This is a genomic window from Streptomyces sp. TLI_55, assembly GCF_900206255.1.
Taxonomy (GTDB): domain Bacteria; phylum Actinomycetota; class Actinomycetes; order Streptomycetales; family Streptomycetaceae; genus Streptomyces; species Streptomyces aquilus.
The window spans coordinates 7,779,938-7,797,404 of sequence record NZ_OAOJ01000001.1; the positions used below are offsets into that span (position 1 = coordinate 7,779,938).

The window sequence follows — 17,467 nt, forward strand, 5'->3', positions numbered from 1 at the left end:
CGGCCCGCAGTTCCCCACAACCGCTACCGCCCCTTGTTCTTCGGGTCCAGCAACCCCGCACGCCGAAGAGCGTCGGCCATAGCACCGCTAGCCGGCGGAGCCTGCCGCTGTTGCTGGCGCTGCTGAGGCGGCCGCCCACCCCGCTGCCGACGCTCACCCCCGCCACCCTGCTGCCCCTGCGGAGCCTTCTCGTCATCGAGCCGCAGCGTCAAAGAGATCCGCTTGCGCGGAATGTCGACGTCCAACACCTTCACCTTGACGATGTCACCCGGCTTGACCACATCGCGCGGGTCCTTCACGAACGTCTTCGACAGCGCGGACACATGCGCCAGCCCGTCCTGATGGACACCGACGTCGATGAACGCCCCGAACGCCGCCACGTTCGTCACGACGCCCTCCAGGATCATCCCGGGCGCCAGGTCGGAGATCTTCTCGACGCCCTCCTTGAAGGTGGCCGTCTTGAACGCGGGCCGGGGGTCACGCCCCGGCTTCTCCAGCTCCTTGAGGATGTCCGTCACGGTCGGCAGACCGAACGTCTCGTCCACGAACTCCTGCGGCCGCAGCGAGCGCAGCACACCCGTGTTGCCGATGAGGGACGCGACCTCCTGGCCGGCCGTCTTCACCATGCGCCGGACGACCGGGTACGCCTCCGGGTGGACGCTGGACGCGTCCAGCGGGTCGACACCGTCGCGGATGCGGAGGAAGCCCGCGCACTGCTCGTAGGCCTTGGGGCCGAGCCGGGCCACCTTCTTCAGCTCCGTACGGGACGTGAACGGCCCGTTGGCGTCGCGGTGGGAGACGATGTTCTCGGCGAGCCCGGAGGTGATGCCGGAGACGCGGGCGAGCAGCGGGGCGGACGCGGTGTTCACGTCCACGCCGACGCCGTTCACACAGTCCTCCACCACCGCGTCCAGCGAACGCGACAGCTTCACCTCGGACAGGTCGTGCTGGTACTGGCCGACGCCGATCGACTTCGGGTCGATCTTCACCAGCTCGGCCAGCGGGTCCTGGAGCCGGCGCGCGATGGAGACCGCGCCGCGCAGCGACACGTCCATGTCGGGCAGCTCCTGCGAGGCGAACGCGGAGGCCGAGTACACGGACGCGCCCGCCTCGGACACCATCACCTTGGTGAGCTTCAGCTCCGGGTGCTTGGTGATGAGTTCACCGGCGAGCTTGTCGGTCTCGCGGGACGCCGTGCCGTTGCCGATCGCGATCAGCTCGACCGAGTGCCGGGCGGCGAGCACGGCCAGCTTGGCGAGCGCCTCGTCCCACTTGTTGGCCGGGACGTGCGGGTAGATGACGTCCGTGGCGACGACCTTGCCGGTGGCGTCGACGACGGCCACCTTCACCCCCGTACGGAAGCCCGGGTCGAGGCCCAGCGTCGCGCGCGTGCCGGCCGGGGCGGCGAGCAGCAGGTCGCGGAGGTTCTTCGCGAACACGTCGACCGCCTCGTCCTCGGCGGCCGTCCGCAGCCGCAGCCGCAGGTCGATGCCGAGGTGCACGAGGACGCGGGTGCGCCAGGCCCAACGGACGGTGTCCTTCAGCCACTTGTCGGCGGGGCGGCCACGGTCGGCGATGCCGAACTTGTGGGCGATGATCCCCTCGTACGACGAAGGACCGTCCGTGGGCTCCTCGGGCTCCAGGACGAGGTCGAGGACGTCCTCCTTCTCGCCGCGCAGCATCGCGAGGACGCGGTGCGAGGGCAGCTCCTTGAACGGCTCGGAGAAGTCGAAGTAGTCGGCGAACTTGGCGCCCGCCTCCTCCTTGCCGTCCTTCACCTTCGCGGCGAGGCGCCCGCGCACCCACATGCGCTCGCGCAGGTCACCGATCAGATCGGCGTCCTCCGAGAAGCGTTCGGTGAGGATCGCGCGGGCGCCGTCCAGCGCGGCCTGCGGGTCGGCGACGCCCTTGTCGGCGTCGACGAACGCGGCGGCAGCGGCGAGCGGATCGACCGTCGGGTCGCCGAGCAGGCCCTCCGCGAGCGGTTCGAGCCCGGCCTCACGCGCGATCTGCGCCTTGGTGCGCCGCTTGGGCTTGAAGGGCAGGTAGATGTCCTCCAGGCGCGCCTTGGTCTCGGCGCCGCGGATCTGCGTCTCCAGCTCCTCGGTGAGCTTGCCCTGCTCACGCACCGAGTCGAGGATCGCCGTCCGCCGCTCCTCCAGCTCCCGCAGATAGCGCAGCCGCTCCTCGAGCGTGCGCAGCTGCGCGTCGTCGAGCATCTCGGTCGCTTCCTTGCGGTAGCGGGCGATGAAGGGCACCGTCGAACCGCCGTCGAGCAGCTCCACGGCGGCCTTGACCTGCCGCTCCCGTACGCCGAGCTCCTCGGCGATCCTTCCTTCGATGGATCCAACGCCGATGGGGGTGCCTGTCGTCACGATCCCGTACCGCCTTCTCACTGAGGTTGCGCGGCAATTGTGGCAGGTGGCACCGACACTCGGGGATCAGGGCGCGGCCATCAGGCCCGGCGACTGCGGGTGGAACCCGAGGCTCCGCCGAAGAGCCGGGCCAGGGCGCGGAAGGGCAGCGTCACGACGGTGGCGATGGCGCCGCCGATCTGGCGCAGTACATCAGCGATGGCACGGAACACGGGGGTCTCCTTTCCCGTCCGGCCACGGTGACCGGACGGCCCCCGGGTACCTCACCCGTGCCACGCCATGCCCCCGGCCTCAGCTTTTGCCGATCAGATCCGCCGGGTACGCCCCCGCCGCCACGGCCGCCCGCGCGAAGCCGGTGCCGAGTTCCGTCAGGCGTGCCACGCCCTCCGCGCCCAGGTGTTCGTACGGTGCCCGGTCCAGCCGGTCCGTCATGTCCTCGATCTCCTCGCGGAGCGCCACGCCCCGCTCGGTCAGCTCGCCCGCCTCGTCCAGCAGCCCCCGGTCCCGGAGCCGGTCGCTCGCCGCGTCCCACTCCTCCTGGGTCCAGCCACGGGTCGTGAAGATCCACTTCGGGGTCATGCCCCGGCCGGTCGCGGTGTGCGTGACCAGGGCCTCCAGGCCGTCCAGCCCCGCCGCCAGCAGCGCGGCGAGATGGCCGTCGCCCCGGTGCTCGCGCAGCAGGGTCGTGGCGTGGAAGTACGCCAGGTGCGGTTCCTCGGGCACCGGCAGGTCCGCGTGCGCCGCGTACAGCGGGCGGGCACTGCGCGAGCAGGCCTCGGCGGCCCGCAGCGCCAGCTTCGCGGCCTCGGCGATCTCCGGTGACGTCACCGCCTCCTCGCCCAGCAGCCGCCTCAGGGACGCGTCCACGGCACGCGCGCGTGCCGCGAGCACGGCCTCCGGGGAGGCGATCGACCACACCGCCGGGACATGCCGGGCGACCAGCTCGTGCTTGTAGTTGTAGAAGGCCGCCGTCACCACCCCGGCCGCCACCGGGCCCATCGCGGCGGCCCGCACCGCGAAGTTGACGGCGCGGGGGTGGGTGATCCCGATCCCCGCCAGTTCCGCGTTCGTCTCGGGCGCGAAGTAGGACGTGGCGTGCAGGGAGTTGAGCACGTGGTGACAGCGGCGGCCGGACCGCGACGCAAGGGCGGCAGAAGTCATGCCCGGCAGGTTACCAACCGCTTGGTACGTCATCCCTGGGCCGGCGGACCGTGGCAGGAAAGGTGGGGTGCTCGTCATTGCGGCCATCCCGGGCCCCGCCAAGAATCGATGGCATGACGCAGCGAACCGTCCTCGTCGTCCTCTTCGACGGCGTGCAGAGCCTCGACGTCACCGGCCCCCTGGAGGTGTTCGCCGGGGCCGAGCTCCACACGCCGGGCACCTACCGCATCCGTACCGCCTCCCTGGACGGCGCCCCCGTGCGCACCTCCAGCGGCCTGACCGTCGTACCGGATCTCGCCCTGCCCGGCGCGCCCGTCCCGCACACCCTGCTCGTCCCCGGCGGACAGGGCACCCGCCACCCCGACCCGCGCCTGACCGACTGGCTGCGGGCGAACGGGCCGCGTGCCGAGCGGCTGGTGTCGGTGTGCACCGGCGCGATCCTGCTCGCCGCGGCGGGCCTGCTGGACGGTCACCGCGTCACCACCCACTGGGCGTACAGCGACACCCTCGCCCGCGACCATCCGGCCGTCGACGTCGAACCGGACCCGATCTACATCCGGGACGGCCGCGTCGCCACCTCCGCCGGAGTCACCGCCGGCATCGACCTGGCCCTCGCCCTCGTCGAGGAGGACCTGGACCGGGACGTCGCCCTGACGATCGCCCGCCACCTGGTCGTCTTCCTCCGCCGCCCCGGCAACCAGGCCCAGTTCAGCGCCCAGTTGGCCACCCAGACCGCGCGGCGCGAACCCCTGCGCGAGGTCCAGCAGTGGATCACCGAGCATCCGGACGGCGACCTCAGCGTCGAGTCCCTCGCCGCCCGCGCCCGGCTCTCCCCGCGCCACTTCGCCCGCGCCTTCCAGGCCGAGACCGGCACGACCCCCGGCCGCTATGTCGACCGGGTCCGCCTCGAACACGCCCGGCGCCTGCTGGAGGACACCACGGACGGCGTCGAGGAGATCTCCCGCGCCAGCGGCTACGGCACCCCCGAGGCCATGCGCCGCGCCTTCGTCAGAACCCTCGGCGCGTCACCGGCCGAGTACCGCCGCCGGTTCCACCCGGTACCGGCCCACTGAAGGGATCACCGCCATCACCACGCAGATCGCCATCGTCCTCTTCGACCGCTTCACCGCGCTCGACGCCATCGGCCCCTACGAGACCCTCGGCCGGCTCCCCGACGCGGAGACCGTCTTCGTCGCCGAGCAGACCGGACCGGTCCGCACCGACACCGGGAACCTCGCCATCACCGCCGACAAGTCCCTCGCCGAGGTACCGCACCCCGACATCGTCGTCGTCCCCGGCGGGCCGGGGCAGACCCCGCAGATGGAGAACCCGGTGCTGCTCGACTGGCTGCGTGCCGCGGACGCCGGCAGCACCTGGACGACGTCGGTGTGCACCGGCTCCCTGCTGCTGGCCGCCGCCGGACTGCTGGAGGGGCGTCGCGCGACCTCGCACTGGCTGGCCCTGGACTTCCTGAAGGAGTTCGGCGCCGAGCCCACGGGGGAGCGGGTCGTCCTCGACGGCAAGTACGTCACCGCGGCCGGCGTCTCCTCCGGCATCGACATGGGCCTCACTCTGCTCGGCCGGATCGCCGGCGACGAACACGCCCAGGCCGTCCAGCTGTTGACCGAGTACGACCCGCAGCCGCCCTACGACGCCGGCTCGCCTCAGAAGGCCCCGGCCCATCTCGTCGAGGAGTTCCGCAGCAAGAGCCGCTTCATCCTGACGTAGCTCTCATCCGGACGTCGTCCAGGTGAAGCGCGGCTGCCTGCGCTCCAGGAACGCGGCGACGCCCTCCGCGGTGTCGCCGCTGCCGCGCGCCTGTTCCGTCCAGTGATCGTCCCGGTCCGTGAGCCCGTCCGCGAACTCCTTCGCCGCCGCCTGTGTCAACTGCGAGCGGGACACCAGGATCCGGGTGAACTCGGCCACCCGCTTGTCCAGTTCGCCCTCCGGCAGCACCTCGTCGACGAGCCCGGTGCGCAGGGCCCGCTCCGCGTCGATCAACTCGCCCGAGAACAAGAGGTACTTGGCGGCGGACGGCCCCACCAGCGCCACCAACCGGCGCGTGGAGGACGCCGGATACACGATCCCCAGCTTGGCCGGCGTCACCCCGAACAGCGCACCCTGCGCCGCGAACCGCAGATCACAGGCCGCCGCGAGCTGCACGCCGCCGCCCACACAGTGCCCCCGGATCGCCGCCAACGTCGGCTTGGGGAAGGCCGCGAGCGCCTCCTCGGCCGCGACCGCGAGCCCCTGCGCCTCCTGCGGCGACTCCCGCAGCGTGGAGATGTCGGCCCCCGCGCAGAACGTCCCGTCCGCACCGGTCAGCACCAGCGCGCGTACGTCCGGATCGGCGGCCAGCGCGTCCAGCAGCGGCGGCAGCGACCGCCACATCGCGGCCGTCATGGCGTTGTGCTTGGCCGGGTGGTGGATGACGACGGTGGCGACCGAGTCGGTCACGCCGTGCTGCAACTGGGGCTCCATGGCCGGATGCTAACCGCACCCCCCGCCCCTACGATCGGGGAGGGGCCCAGGGCGAGGAGGCGTCGATGGCGAGCGACGGCAAGGGCACGAGCGAGACCGCGAAACTGCGCCGGGACTTCGGCTGGATCGCCGCGCTCGGTGTGATCCTGGTCCTCGCCGGACTCGTCGGCCTCGTCTACACCGGCGTGGCCACCCTCACCTCGATGATCCTGTTCGGCTGGCTGCTGCTCATCGGCGGCATCGTGGGCCTGCTGCACGCGATCCAGGCCCGCGGCACCAACTTCTTCTGGCTCGGCCTGGTCGTCGCCGCCCTGAACATCGCGGCCGGCGTGGTCGTCATCAGCAGACCCGACGCGGCGGCCGAGGCGCTGACCATGTTCGCCGCGCTGCTCTTCGACAGCCTTGGCCTGATCGCCACCGGCTACGGCGGCCGGCGCATCGTCGGCATGGTCTCGAACGCGGCGCAACCGTGACAGGAGTAATCCCATACGCGCTCAGATCTTGCGTTAGCGATCACAAGCGCTCGATATTCGCTGACTTCTGTTCAGTCATCCGGGGTGGAGCAGTGCGTTACCAACACTCGACGTGTGGTGACAATCGAGCGCGAGGGTGGCGACCGGACGATGGAGAACCACGGGCGCGGGTCAGGCCCGCGCCCACCAGGCGGCGCGGACCCGCACCCGCTGCCTTACGAGGGCGTCTGGCGGTTCACCGCCCCCGCCGTGGACGCCTCGGTCCCGCAGGCACGGCACGCGGTGCGGGACCTGCTGCTGCGGCAGGGAGTGCCGGTCTCGGACGAGCTCGTGCAGGGGCTCCTGCTGATCGTCTCCGAGCTGGTCACCAACGCGGTGCGGCACGCGGCCCTGCTGTCGCCGATGCTCGCCGTGGAGGTGGCCGTCGGCGCCGAGTGGGTGCGGGTGTCCGTCGAGGACAACCATCCCTACCGCCCGACCGCCCTGGAGGCCGACCACAGCGGCGAGGGCGGGCGGGGGCTGCTGCTGGTGCGTGAGGTCACCCGCGAGGCGGGCGGCGTGTGCGACGTGGAGCACACGGCGAACGGCGGCAAGGTGATATGGGCCGCCCTGCCGCTCGCGTCCGTGCGGGTGCCGTAAGAGCCGTTACCAGCCCACGTTGGGGCCGGTCAGCTCCCGCACCGCGGGCCGGGCCGCGTCCAGGACCGTCATGAACCAGGCCGAGAAGGTGTCCTTCGCGTGCCGCTCGGCCAGCTCGGCCGGGGTCACGAAGGCCGTCGCGCCGATCTCCTCCGGGTCGGGGCGCAACGGTGCCTGCACCATGCCGACGAAGAGGTGGTTGTACTCCTGCTCCACCAGGCCCGATTCCGGGTCCGGGTGGTTGTAGCGCACCGTGCCCGCCTCCGCGAGCAGCGACGGGGAGGCGCCCAGCTCCTCGTACGTCCGCCGGGCCGCCGCCGCGAACGGTGCCTCGCCCGGGTAGGGGTGGCCGCAGCAGGTGTTGGACCACACACCGGGGGAGTGGTACTTGCCCAGCGCCCGCTGCTGGAGCAGCAGCCGGCCCTGCTCGTCGAAGAGGAACACGGAGAAGGCGCGGTGCAGCTGCCCGGGTGGCTGATGGGCGGCGAGCTTCTCCGCGGTGCCGATCGTGACGCCGTCCTCGTCGACCAGTTCCAGCAGAATCGGGTCAGCGGTGCCGTTCGACGAACTGTGCGTCGCGGTGGCAGGTGTGATCGGCATACCCATCCTTCGCATCGGTCTTACGCGCCCCAAGTGTGCCGTACGGATACGACACTCCCGGCCGTTGATCGTGCCCGGCGCGGCGGACGGGGAACCGTCCGGGGCGGCGCTGTGAGGTCAAGGACGCAGCCGGGCACCGGATCGCTGCATTCCGTCCACCACGGGATGTAGGCGGACGTACCGGACGTTCAGTGGCACAGTCGCGCCTCGTGCTCCGCGTGCCCGCCGGGCTCCAGCTGGAAGGTGCAGTGCTCCACGTCGAAGTGGTCGCCGAGGCAGCCCTGGAGCTCGTGGAGCATCTTCTCGTGCCCGATGGCGTTCAGGACGTCGGAGCGCACCACCACGTGCGCGGAGAGCACCGGCATCCCGGAGGTGATGGTCCATGCGTGCAGGTCGTGGATGTCCTCGACGCCGTCCAGGGCCAGGACGTGCGCCCGCACCTCGTCCATGTCGACGTTCTTGGGGGCCGCTTCCAGGAGCACGTCGAGGGTCTCGCGCAGCAGCTTCCAGGTGCGCGGCACGATCATCAGGCCGATGACGAGGGAGGCGATCGGGTCGGCGGCCTGCCAGCCCGTGGTCAGGATCACCACCGCCGAGATGATCACCGCGAGCGAGCCGAGCGCGTCCGCCGCGACCTCCAGGAACGCGCCCCGGACGTTGAGGCTGTCCTGCTGGCCGCGTACCAGCAGGGACAGCGAGATCATGTTCGCGACGAGGCCGATCGCACCGAACACGATGGTCAGCCCGCCCTCGGTGCCGGCGGGCGTGATGAACCGCTGGATGGCCTCGTACAGGACGTACCCGCCGACGCAGAGCAGCAGGAGACAGTTGGCGAGCGCCGCGAGGATCTCGGCGCGGGCGTACCCGAAGGTGCGCTTCCCGCTCGGCGGCAGACTCGCGAAGTGGATCGCCATCAGCGCCATGCCGAGGCCCAGCCCGTCCGTCGCCATGTGCGCCGCGTCCGCGACCAGCGCGAGGGAGTCCGCCATGATGCCGCCGACGATCTCGACCACCATGACGGTGAGCGTGATCGACAGGGCCACCCGCAGCCTGCCGCGGTACGCCGCGGTCGCCGTACCGCCGGCCGGCGCATGCGAGTGCGCGTGCCCGTGATCGTGCCCTGCCCCCATGGAAGCCGCCTCCTGTGATCGCCGCCTGGCTTCACAGTGAACTACGGGTGGGGGGTATCGGGCAACGCGGCACTGAACACCGTTGTCATGTGCCCTGACCTGCGCAAACGAAGCGCAGGTCAGGGCAGCCTCAGTTACTTGCCGTGATGCAGCTGCCAGCCGGCCCACGCCGACTCGATCATCTCGCGCACCCCGCGCCGGGCACGCCAGCCGAGCTCCCGGGCGGCCAGCTCGGCCGAGGCGACCGAGACCGGCGCGTCACCGGGACGCCGGGGCTCGACGACGGCCTCCCGCCGGTCGCCGGTGACCTCGCCGATGACCGTGACCAGCTCCCGAACGGAGACACCCTCGCCGCGCCCGATGTTGACGGTCAGGTCCCCGGCGCGGTCCCCGACCCGTCGCGCGGCCGCGAGATGCGCCTCGGCCAGGTCGGCGACATGGATGTAGTCGCGGACGCAGGTGCCGTCCGGCGTCGGATAGTCGTCGCCGAAGATCCGCGGGGCGTCGTCCCGGGTGAGCCGGTCGAAGACCATCGGCACGATGTTGAAGACACCCGTGTCTGCCAGCTCGGGCGCCGCGGCCCCCGCCACGTTGAAGTAGCGCAGACATACGGTGGAGATCCCGTGCGCCTGCCCGGCGGCCCGCACCAGCCACTCGCCGGTGAGCTTCGTCTCGCCGTACGGGTTCACGGGGGCGCACGGAGTGTCCTCCGTGATGAGCCCCACGTCCGGATTGCCGTACACGGCCGCCGACGAGGAGAACACGAACCGGCCGACACCGGCCTCGGCGACCGCCTCCAGGAGCGTCGCGAGACCGCCGACGTTCTCCTGGTAGTACCGCGTCGGCTGCGCCACCGACTCGGCGACCTGCTTGCGCGCGGCCAGGTGCACCACCCCGGTCACCTCGTGCTCGGCGAGGACCCGCTTCAGCAGCCCGGCGTCGAGCGACGACCCCCGCACCAGTGGCACGTCCGCCGGAAGCCGCGCGGGAACCCCGGCCGAGAGGTCGTCCAGCGCGAGGACGCGCTCACCGGCCTCCGTCATGGCCCGCGCCACATGGGCCCCTATGTATCCCGCTCCGCCTGTGATCAGCCATGTCATGGTCGCCCACCCTATGTCGAGGCCCGGACGGCCGACGCTATGTCCCAGATGCCCGATCCTGCGGGGTGCGGTTTGTGGGCGGGGCCCGTGATCGCCCATGATGATCGCGGCAAAGGCCGGGGGAGCCGCCGTCGATCGGCCCGTGAACGGGCGGTGAACGCGGGCTTCCCGGCATCCGATAGCCTCTGCCGACATGCCGCCCGGCCGTCACCGGCAAGGGGCGCCCCCACCGTGTACTCGCCGGCGTGCAGACGTCGGCACCCAGGGAGTGAGTTCGGTTGTCGACCGCCATCCTCACCGGTCAGCCGGTCCCCGGATCGTCGATCGAGGGCGATCTGCGGTCCCTCGGCTTCGACGTCCGGACCGCCTCCGACGCCGCCGAGACCGAGACGCTCCTCGCCCAGGTGCCCGGTGACCAGCGCGTCGCCGTCGTCGACGCCGGCTTCGTCGGCCACCTGCACGCCCTGCGCCTCGGCCTGACCGACCCGCGCTTCCCGCTCGCCGCGGTCCCCGGCGCCGTCACCGCCCAGCCGGCCGGCCGTCAGGCCCTGACCCGCGCGATGGCCCGGGAGAACAGCGCGGGCGGCGGTACGACCGTCGCCGTCGACCACCTCGCCGACCGCGTCGTCGCCGCGCTGGACGCGGACGGCGCCGGCGTCCACCACCCCGAGCTCGGCAGCCTGGTCGCCGTCGTCCCGGCCGACCCGCAGGCCCGCAACGAGGCACGGCAGGCCGTCGCCGCCGTCGACGACGAGGCCGTACGTCTGAAGTCGGCCGTGAAGTCCCGCGACGGCTTCTTCACCACGTACTGCATCAGCCCGTACTCCCGCTACATCGCCCGCTGGTGCGCCCGCCGCGGCCTGACCCCGAACCAGGTCACCACCGCCTCCCTGATCACCGCCCTCATAGCGGCGGCCTGCGCTGCCACCGGCACCCGCGGCGGCTTCGTCGCGGCGGGAGTCCTGCTGATCGCCTCCTTCGTCCTCGACTGCACCGACGGCCAGCTCGCCCGCTACTCCCTCCAGTACTCCACGCTCGGCGCCTGGCTGGACGCCACCTTCGACCGGGCCAAGGAGTACGCCTACTACGCCGGCCTCGCTTTGGGAGCGGCCCGCGGCGGCGACGACGTGTGGGCGCTCGCGCTCGGCGCGATGATCCTGCAGACCTGCCGCCATGTCGTCGACTTCTCCTTCAACGAGGCCAACCACGACGCCACCGCCAACACCAGCCCCACCGCCGCCCTCTCCGACAAGCTCGACAGCGTCGGCTGGACGGTGTGGGTGCGCCGCATGATCGTGCTGCCGATCGGCGAGCGCTGGGCGATGATCGCGGTCCTCACGGCGCTGACCACCCCCCGCATCACCTTCTACGCGCTCCTCATCGGCTGCGCGTTCGCGGCGACGTACACCACGGCGGGCCGGGTGCTGCGGTCGCTGACCCGCAAGGCGCGGCGCACGGACCGGGCGGCTCAGGCGCTGGCGGACCTGGCGGACAGCGGACCGCTCGCGGAGCTGATCGGCCGCTACCTGCCGGGCCCGGCGCGCAGGACCGCGCCGCTCAGCGCCGCCGTCGGCGCGATCGCGGTGGTGCTGGCGGCCTGGCTATGGGGTCCCGCCTGGCAGGTGGTCCTGCTCGCCGGGCTCTACGTCCTGCTGTCGGCCGAAGCCGTCTCGCACCCCCTCAAGGGCGCTCTCGACTGGCTGATCCCCCCGTTCTTCCGGGCGGCCGAGTACTGCACCGTGCTGGTCCTGGCGGCCAAAGCGGACGTGAACGGAGCCCTTCCTGCGGCTTTCGGGCTGGTGGCGGCCGTCGCCTACCATCACTACGACACGGTGTACCGCATCCGCGGCAACGCCGGCGCGTCGCCGGCCTGGCTGGTGCGCGCCATCGGGGGGCACGAAGGACGGACGCTGCTCGTCACCGTCCTCGCCGCGGTGCTCACCGCTTCGCAGTTCACGGTCGCGCTCACGGCTCTGGCTGTGGCCGTGGCCCTGGTGGTGCTCTTCGAGAGCATCCGCTTCTGGGTGTCCTCCGGGGCGCCCGCCGTACACGATGAAGGAGAACCCGCATGATCGGCCTCGTGCTGGCGGCCGGCGCCGGACGGCGTCTGCGCCCCTACACCGACAGCCTTCCCAAGGCTCTGGTGCCGGTGGGCCCCGCGGGCATAGAGGGCGAGCCCACGGTTCTCGACCTGACACTCGGCAACTTCGCCGAGATCGGGCTGACCGAGGTCGCGATCATCGTCGGCTACCGCAAGGAAGCCGTGTACGCGCGCAAGGAGGCGCTGGAGGCGAAGTACGGCCTCAAGCTCACCCTCATCGACAATGACAAGGCCGAGGAGTGGAACAACGCCTACTCCCTGTGGTGCGGCCGTGACGCCCTCAAGGACGGCGTGATCCTCGCCAACGGCGACACCGTGCACCCGGTCTCGGTCGAGAAGACGCTGCTCGCCGCCCGTGGCGAGGGCAAGCGGATCATCCTCGCCCTCGACGCCGTGAAGTCGCTCGCCGACGAGGAGATGAAGGTCGTCGTGGACCCCGCCAAGGGCGTCACGAAGATCACCAAGCTGATGGACCCCGCCGAGGCCACCGGCGAGTACATCGGTGTCACGCTCATCGAGGGCGACGCCGCCCCCGAGCTGGCCGACGCGCTGAAGACGGTCTGGGAGACCGACCCGCAGCAGTTCTACGAGCACGGGTACCAGGAACTGGTGAACCGTGGCTTCAGGATCGACGTCGCGCCGATCGGTGACGTGCAGTGGGTGGAGATCGACAACCACGACGATCTCGCCCGCGGACGGGAGATCGCGTGCCTCTACTGACCCGGCTCATCCCCGCGCCGGTCGTCGTCGACATCCGCCCGGGTGCCCTCGACGACCTGGTCGGCGTCCTCGCCGACGAGCGCATCTCGCACTCCGGAAGGCTCGCCGTCGCCGTCAGCGGCGGTTCCGGCGCCAGGCTGCGCAAGCGGCTGGAGCCCTCGCTGCCCGGCGCCACCTGGTACGAGGTCGGCGGCGGCACCCTCGACGACGCCGTCCGGCTGGCCAGTGACATAAAGGCCGGCCACTACGACGCGGTCGTGGGCCTCGGCGGCGGCAAGATCATCGACTGCGCCAAGTTCGCCGCGGCGCGGGTCGGCCTGCCGCTGGTCGCCGTGCCGACGAACCTCGCGCACGACGGTCTGTGCTCGCCGGTCGCGACCCTCGACAACGATGCGGGCCGCGGCTCCTACGGCGTACCGAACCCGATCGCGGTCGTCATCGACCTCGACGTCATCCATGAGGCCCCGGCCCGCTTCGTGCGTGCCGGGATCGGCGACGCCGTCTCCAACATCTCCGCGATCGCGGACTGGGAGCTGGCCAACCGGGTCAAGGGAGAGAAGATCGACGGCCTGGCCGCCGCGATCGCCCGCCAGGCCGGTGAAGCGGTCCTCAGGCACCCCGGCGGCATAGGGGACACGGACTTCCTCCAGGTGCTCGCCGAGGCGCTCGTGCTCAGCGGTATCGCGATGTCGGTCTCGGGCGACTCCCGCCCGTCCTCCGGCGCCTGCCACGAGATCAACCACGCCTTCGACCTGCTGTTCCCCAAGCGCGCCGCCGCGCATGGCGAGCAGTGCGGTCTCGGCGCGGCCTTCGCGATGTTCCTGCGCGGCGCCCACGAGGAGTCCGCGTACATGGCGGAGGTGCTGCGCCGGCACGGCCTGCCGGTGCTCCCGGAGGAGATCGGCTTCAGCGTGGACGAGTTCGTCCGCGCCGTGGAGTTCGCCCCCGAGACCCGGCCCGGCCGGTACACGATCCTCGAACACCTCGACCTCAAGACCGACCAGATCAAGGATCTCTACGTCGACTATGTCAAGACCATCGGTAGCTGAACTCCGTCCGGTCGTGCACCCCGCAGGGGTGAAGGACCGGCGCAGCGGTGAGCACTGGATGGGGCGCCTCTACATGCGCGAGGTGTCCCTGCGGGTGGACCGCTACCTGGTGAACACCAGGGTCACGCCCAACCAGCTCACGTACCTGATGACCGTCTTCGGCGTCCTCGCGGCCCCGGCACTGATCGTGCCGGGGATCCCGGGGGCCGTCCTCGGTGTGGTCTGCGTGCAGATGTATCTGCTGCTGGACTGCGTCGACGGCGAGATCGCCCGCTGGAAGAAGCAGTACTCGCTCAACGGCGTCTACCTCGACCGGGTCGGCGCCTATCTGACCGACGCCGCCGTCCTCGTCGGCTTCGGGCTGCGCTCGGCCGACCTGTTCGGCAGCGGCCGTATCGACTGGCTGTGGGCGTTCCTCGGCACGCTCGCCGCGCTCGGCGCCATCCTGATCAAGGCGGAGACCGACCTCGTCGGCGTCGCCCGGCACCAGGCCGGCAAGCCGCCCGTGCAGGAGTCGGCCGCCGAGATGCGCTCCTCCGGCATGGCGCTGGCCCGCAAGGCCGCGTCCCTGCTGAAGTTCCACCGCCTCATCCTCGGCATCGAGGCGTCCCTGCTGATCCTGGTCCTCGCGGTCGCCGATCAGATGCGCGGCGACCTGTTCTGGTCCCGTCTCGGGGTCGCGGTCCTGGCCGGCATCGCGCTGCTCCAGACGCTGCTGCACCTGGTGTCCATCCTCGCGTCGAGCAGGCTGAAGTGAGCGCCCCCGCCAGTGCGCCTCTGAAGGTCGGCGCCGTCATCATCACGATGGGCAACCGGCCCGAGGAACTCCGTGCCCTGCTCGACTCGGTCGCCAAGCAGGACGGCGACCGCGTCGAGGTGGTCGTCGTCGGCAACGGCTCGCCCGTCCCGGACGTCCCCGCGGGCGTCCGCACGATCGAGCTGCCCGAGAACCTCGGCATCCCCGGCGGCCGCAACGTCGGCATCGAGGCCTTCGGCCCCAGCGGTCGCGATGTCGACATATTGCTCTTCCTCGACGACGACGGCCTCCTCGCCCAGCACGACACCGCCGAGCTGTGCCGCGCCGCGTTCGCCGAGGACCCGAAGCTCGGCATCATCAGCTTCCGCATCGCCGACCCGGACACCGGCGTCACCCAGCGCCGCCACGTCCCGCGGCTGCGCGCGGCGGACCCGATGCGCTCCTCGCGCGTGACCACCTTCCTCGGCGGCGCCAACGCCGTCCGCACCCAGGTCTTCGCCGAAGTCGGCGGCCTCCCGGACGAATTCTTCTACGCGCACGAGGAAACCGACCTGGCATGGCGGGCCCTCGACGCGGGCTGGATGATCGACTACCGGTCCGACATGGTGCTGTACCACCCGACGACCGCGCCCTCGCGGCACGCGGTCTACCACCGCATGGTCGCCCGCAACCGGGTCTGGCTCGCCCGCCGCAACCTCCCCGCCCTCCTGGTCCCGGTCTACCTCGGGGTCTGGATGCTGCTCACCCTGCTGCGCCGCCCCTCGCGGCCCGCGCTCAAGGCATGGTTCGGCGGATTCCGGGAAGGCTGGACCACCGCGTGCGGCCCACGCAAGCCCATGAAGTGGCGTACCGTGTGGCGGCTGACCCGACTGGGCCGGCCCCCGGTCATCTGACAAGCTCGAACCAGAGAGCGGCCGGGCCGACACCCGGCTCTGGCTCATGCCCAAGCCCGCACAGGCTGCGCATCTCGAAGACGAAAGTTTCCACCAGTGAGTGAGACAACGCATGACGGCGGAGTCGCGGTGACCGCGCCTCCGTCGCCCGACGAGGGCCTCACGGCGGCCGAACTCGCCGCCAAGTACGGGCTCGCCGTGAGCGGTGCCCGCCCCTCGCTCGCCGAGTACGTCCGTCAGCTCTGGGACCGACGCCACTTCATCCTCGCGTTCTCGCGGGCGAAGCTGACCGCCCAGTACAGCCAGGCCAAGCTCGGCCAGCTGTGGCAGGTGGCCACCCCGCTGCTGAACGCACTGGTCTACTTCTTCATCTTCGGTCTGCTGCTGGGCGCCCGGAAGGGCATCCCGCACGACATCTACGTGCCGTTCCTGGTGACCGGCGTGTTCGTCTTCACGTTCACCCAGAGCTCGGTCCTCGCTGGCGTACGGGCGATCTCCGGCAACCTGGGCCTGGTGCGGGCCCTGCACTTCCCGCGGGCGTCCCTGCCGATCTCGTTCGCGCTCCAGCAGCTCCAGCAGCTGCTGTACTCGATGATCGTGCTGGTCGTGGTCATGGTGGCGTTCGGCAGCTATCCGAGCCTCTCCTGGCTGCTGGTGGTCCCGGCCCTGGTCCTGCACTTCGTCTTCAACACCGGCCTCGCGCTGATCTTCGCCCGCATGGGCAGCAAGACCCCCGACCTGGCCCAGCTGATGCCGTTCGTGCTGCGGACGTGGATGTACGCGTCCGGCGTCATGTTCAGCATCCCGGCCATGCTCGCCGACAAGGACGTGCCGGGCTGGCTCACCGAGGTCCTGCAGTGGAACCCCGCCGCGATCTACATGGACCTGATCCGCTTCGCGCTGATCGACGGATACGGCTCCGAGTACCTGCCCCCGCACGTGTGGCTCTTCGCCCTCGGCTGGGCCGTGCTCGCCGGCGCGTCCGGGTTCGTCTACTTCTGGAAGGCGGAAGAGAGGTACGGCCGTGGCTGACACCGAGCAGAAGGCGGTCCCCCAGGACCCTCGCCCCACCGTCATCGCGGACGACCTGCACATCGTCTACCGCGTCAACGGCGCCAAGTCCGGCAAGGGCAGCGCCACCGCCGCCCTCAGCCGCATCGTCAAGCGCGGCGAGGAGCGCGGGGTGCGCAAGGTGCACGCCGTGCGCGGTGTCTCCTTCGTCGCCTACCGAGGCGAGGCCATCGGCCTCATCGGCTCCAACGGCTCCGGCAAGTCGACGCTGCTGCGCGCCATCGCCGGTCTGCTGCCCGCCGAGAGCGGCCGGGTCTACACCGACGGCCAGCCCTCGCTGCTCGGCGTCAACGCGGCCCTGATGAACGACCTCACCGGCGAGCGCAACGTCATATTGGGCGGCCTCGCGATGGGCATGTCCCGGGAGCAGATCAAGGAGCGCTACCAGGAGATCGTCGACTTCTCGGGCATCAACGAGAAGGGCGACTTCATCACGCTGCCGATGCGCACCTACTCCTCCGGCATGGCGGCCCGGCTGCGGTTCTCCATCGCGGCGGCCAAGGACCACGACGTCCTGATGATCGACGAGGCGCTGGCCACCGGCGACCGCAAGTTCCAGAAGCGCTCCGAGGCGCGCATCCGGGAACTGCGCAAGGAGGCCGGCACGGTGTTTCTCGTCAGTCACAACAACAAGTCGATCCGTGACACCTGCAACCGTGTCCTGTGGCTGGAGCGCGGTGAGCTGCGCATGGACGGCCCGACCGACGAGGTCCTCAAGGAGTACGAGAAGTTCACGGGCAAGTAGTCCACGCGGGCGTGGACGAACCGGGTCATGACGCTTCGCGGGGCCTCGCCGGAACTGTTCCGGCGGGGCCCCGCGTCTGCAAAGGAAACGTCAACTTCGCTACCCCGCAGGAATCTTGAAGTCAATCGGTGTGTTGTTGTGATGCGCAGGACACCCCGTCGATCCTCGCGGC

Annotated in this window: 18 protein-coding genes; 11 read left to right on the forward strand and 7 right to left on the reverse strand. The window is 71.0% G+C overall.

Annotation, left to right across the window (positions count from 1 at the left end):
* Positions 1 to 23 precede the first annotated feature (23 nt).
* The 3 genes from CRP56_RS35550 to CRP56_RS35555 all read right to left on the reverse strand — a co-directional run bounded on the left by CRP56_RS35550 (position 24) and on the right by CRP56_RS35555 (position 3,536).
* Positions 24 to 2,375 carry a Tex family protein gene (locus CRP56_RS35550; protein WP_097271074.1) on the reverse strand — a complete coding sequence of 784 codons (2,352 nt, stop codon included), beginning with the start codon at positions 2,373 to 2,375 and terminating at the stop codon, positions 24 to 26.
* 80 nt (positions 2,376 to 2,455) lie between these two features.
* Positions 2,456 to 2,587 carry an LPFR motif small protein gene (locus tag CRP56_RS48610; protein ID WP_252100555.1) on the reverse strand — a complete coding sequence of 44 codons (132 nt, stop codon included), beginning with the start codon at positions 2,585 to 2,587 and terminating at the stop codon, positions 2,456 to 2,458.
* Between the two features lie 79 nt (positions 2,588 to 2,666).
* A complete protein-coding gene (locus tag CRP56_RS35555) occupies positions 2,667 to 3,536 on the reverse strand; it encodes an SCO6745 family protein (RefSeq protein ID WP_097271076.1) in 870 nt (289 codons plus the stop codon).
* A 113-nt stretch (positions 3,537 to 3,649) separates the two neighbouring features.
* On the opposite strand from CRP56_RS35555, the gene CRP56_RS35560 reads away from it, so the two are divergent.
* Both CRP56_RS35560 and CRP56_RS35565 read left to right on the forward strand, forming a co-directional pair.
* The gene (locus tag CRP56_RS35560) at positions 3,650 to 4,609 is read left to right on the forward strand and encodes a GlxA family transcriptional regulator (RefSeq protein WP_097271077.1); all 960 of its coding nucleotides are present in this window, start codon (positions 3,650 to 3,652) and stop codon (positions 4,607 to 4,609) included.
* 13 nt (positions 4,610 to 4,622) lie between these two features.
* Positions 4,623 to 5,264, forward strand: coding sequence for a DJ-1/PfpI family protein (locus tag CRP56_RS35565; RefSeq protein ID WP_097274764.1), 642 nt, complete (start codon positions 4,623 to 4,625; stop codon positions 5,262 to 5,264).
* A gap of 3 nt (positions 5,265 to 5,267) precedes the next feature.
* On the opposite strand, the gene CRP56_RS35570 is transcribed toward CRP56_RS35565, so the two are convergent.
* Positions 5,268 to 6,017, reverse strand: a complete 750-nt coding sequence (locus tag CRP56_RS35570) for an enoyl-CoA hydratase/isomerase family protein (protein WP_097271079.1) — start codon at positions 6,015 to 6,017, stop codon at positions 5,268 to 5,270.
* Positions 6,018 to 6,082: 65 nt separating this feature from the next.
* Between CRP56_RS35570 and CRP56_RS35575 the strand changes: the two genes are divergently transcribed.
* Both CRP56_RS35575 and CRP56_RS35580 read left to right on the forward strand, forming a co-directional pair.
* On the forward strand, positions 6,083 to 6,490 hold the full coding sequence (locus CRP56_RS35575; protein ID WP_097271081.1) for an HdeD family acid-resistance protein: 408 nt from the start codon (positions 6,083 to 6,085) through the stop codon (positions 6,488 to 6,490).
* Between the two features lie 150 nt (positions 6,491 to 6,640).
* Entirely contained in the window at positions 6,641 to 7,129 is a 489-nt protein-coding gene (locus CRP56_RS35580) for an ATP-binding protein (RefSeq protein ID WP_079308422.1), read from the forward strand.
* A 6-nt stretch (positions 7,130 to 7,135) separates the two neighbouring features.
* On the opposite strand, the gene idi is transcribed toward CRP56_RS35580, so the two are convergent.
* The 3 genes from idi to galE all read right to left on the reverse strand — a co-directional run bounded on the left by idi (position 7,136) and on the right by galE (position 9,959).
* Entirely contained in the window at positions 7,136 to 7,729 is a 594-nt protein-coding gene (idi, locus tag CRP56_RS35585; protein WP_097271083.1) for an isopentenyl-diphosphate Delta-isomerase, read from the reverse strand.
* Between the two features lie 188 nt (positions 7,730 to 7,917).
* The gene (locus tag CRP56_RS35590) at positions 7,918 to 8,859 is read right to left on the reverse strand and encodes a cation diffusion facilitator family transporter (protein WP_097271085.1); all 942 of its coding nucleotides are present in this window, start codon (positions 8,857 to 8,859) and stop codon (positions 7,918 to 7,920) included.
* A gap of 134 nt (positions 8,860 to 8,993) precedes the next feature.
* A complete protein-coding gene (gene galE, locus CRP56_RS35595) occupies positions 8,994 to 9,959 on the reverse strand; it encodes a UDP-glucose 4-epimerase GalE (protein WP_097271087.1) in 966 nt (321 codons plus the stop codon).
* Between the two features lie 278 nt (positions 9,960 to 10,237).
* Between galE and CRP56_RS35600 the strand changes: the two genes are divergently transcribed.
* From CRP56_RS35600 to CRP56_RS35630, 7 genes are all read left to right on the forward strand, one after another.
* Positions 10,238 to 12,031, forward strand: a complete 1,794-nt coding sequence (locus CRP56_RS35600; protein WP_097271089.1) for a DUF5941 domain-containing protein — start codon at positions 10,238 to 10,240, stop codon at positions 12,029 to 12,031.
* Positions 12,028 to 12,780, forward strand: coding sequence for a phosphocholine cytidylyltransferase family protein (locus tag CRP56_RS35605; protein WP_097271091.1), 753 nt, complete (start codon positions 12,028 to 12,030; stop codon positions 12,778 to 12,780). Before CRP56_RS35600 ends, CRP56_RS35605 begins: the two co-directional genes overlap by 4 nt.
* A complete protein-coding gene (locus tag CRP56_RS35610) occupies positions 12,768 to 13,829 on the forward strand; it encodes an iron-containing alcohol dehydrogenase family protein (RefSeq protein ID WP_097271093.1) in 1,062 nt (353 codons plus the stop codon). The genes CRP56_RS35605 and CRP56_RS35610 overlap by 13 nt, the downstream gene beginning before the upstream one ends.
* A complete protein-coding gene (locus CRP56_RS35615) occupies positions 13,807 to 14,586 on the forward strand; it encodes a CDP-alcohol phosphatidyltransferase family protein (protein WP_179851199.1) in 780 nt (259 codons plus the stop codon). Before CRP56_RS35610 ends, CRP56_RS35615 begins: the two co-directional genes overlap by 23 nt.
* Before the next feature lie 47 nt (positions 14,587 to 14,633).
* Positions 14,634 to 15,479: a glycosyltransferase family 2 protein gene (locus CRP56_RS35620; RefSeq protein WP_097274766.1), complete on the forward strand. Its 846-nt coding sequence runs from the start codon at positions 14,634 to 14,636 to the stop codon at positions 15,477 to 15,479.
* A 96-nt stretch (positions 15,480 to 15,575) separates the two neighbouring features.
* Positions 15,576 to 16,511, forward strand: a complete 936-nt coding sequence (locus tag CRP56_RS35625; protein WP_097271097.1) for an ABC transporter permease — start codon at positions 15,576 to 15,578, stop codon at positions 16,509 to 16,511.
* Positions 16,504 to 17,295: an ABC transporter ATP-binding protein gene (locus tag CRP56_RS35630; RefSeq protein WP_097271099.1), complete on the forward strand. Its 792-nt coding sequence runs from the start codon at positions 16,504 to 16,506 to the stop codon at positions 17,293 to 17,295. Before CRP56_RS35625 ends, CRP56_RS35630 begins: the two co-directional genes overlap by 8 nt.
* The last annotated feature ends 172 nt before the right edge of the window (positions 17,296 to 17,467 follow it).

Excerpts from the sequence above, each read along its gene's own strand:
- CRP56_RS35560 (WP_097271077.1), top strand. The coding sequence starts at position 3,650 with ATGACGCAGCGAACCGTCCTCGTCGTCCTCTTCGACGGCGTGCAGAGC.
- CRP56_RS35555 (WP_097271076.1), bottom strand. The coding sequence starts at position 3,536 with ATGACTTCTGCCGCCCTTGCGTCGCGGTCCGGCCGCCGCTGTCACCAC.
- CRP56_RS35580 (WP_079308422.1), top strand. The coding sequence starts at position 6,641 with ATGGAGAACCACGGGCGCGGGTCAGGCCCGCGCCCACCAGGCGGCGCG.
- CRP56_RS35570 (WP_097271079.1), bottom strand. The coding sequence starts at position 6,017 with ATGGAGCCCCAGTTGCAGCACGGCGTGACCGACTCGGTCGCCACCGTC.
- CRP56_RS35575 (WP_097271081.1), top strand. The coding sequence starts at position 6,083 with ATGGCGAGCGACGGCAAGGGCACGAGCGAGACCGCGAAACTGCGCCGG.
- CRP56_RS35605 (WP_097271091.1), top strand. The coding sequence starts at position 12,028 with ATGATCGGCCTCGTGCTGGCGGCCGGCGCCGGACGGCGTCTGCGCCCC.
- CRP56_RS35590 (WP_097271085.1), bottom strand. The coding sequence starts at position 8,859 with ATGGGGGCAGGGCACGATCACGGGCACGCGCACTCGCATGCGCCGGCC.
- CRP56_RS35615 (WP_179851199.1), top strand. The coding sequence starts at position 13,807 with ATGTCAAGACCATCGGTAGCTGAACTCCGTCCGGTCGTGCACCCCGCA.
- galE (WP_097271087.1), bottom strand. The coding sequence starts at position 9,959 with ATGACATGGCTGATCACAGGCGGAGCGGGATACATAGGGGCCCATGTG.
- idi (WP_097271083.1), bottom strand. The coding sequence starts at position 7,729 with ATGCCGATCACACCTGCCACCGCGACGCACAGTTCGTCGAACGGCACC.
- CRP56_RS35620 (WP_097274766.1), top strand. The coding sequence starts at position 14,634 with ATGGGCAACCGGCCCGAGGAACTCCGTGCCCTGCTCGACTCGGTCGCC.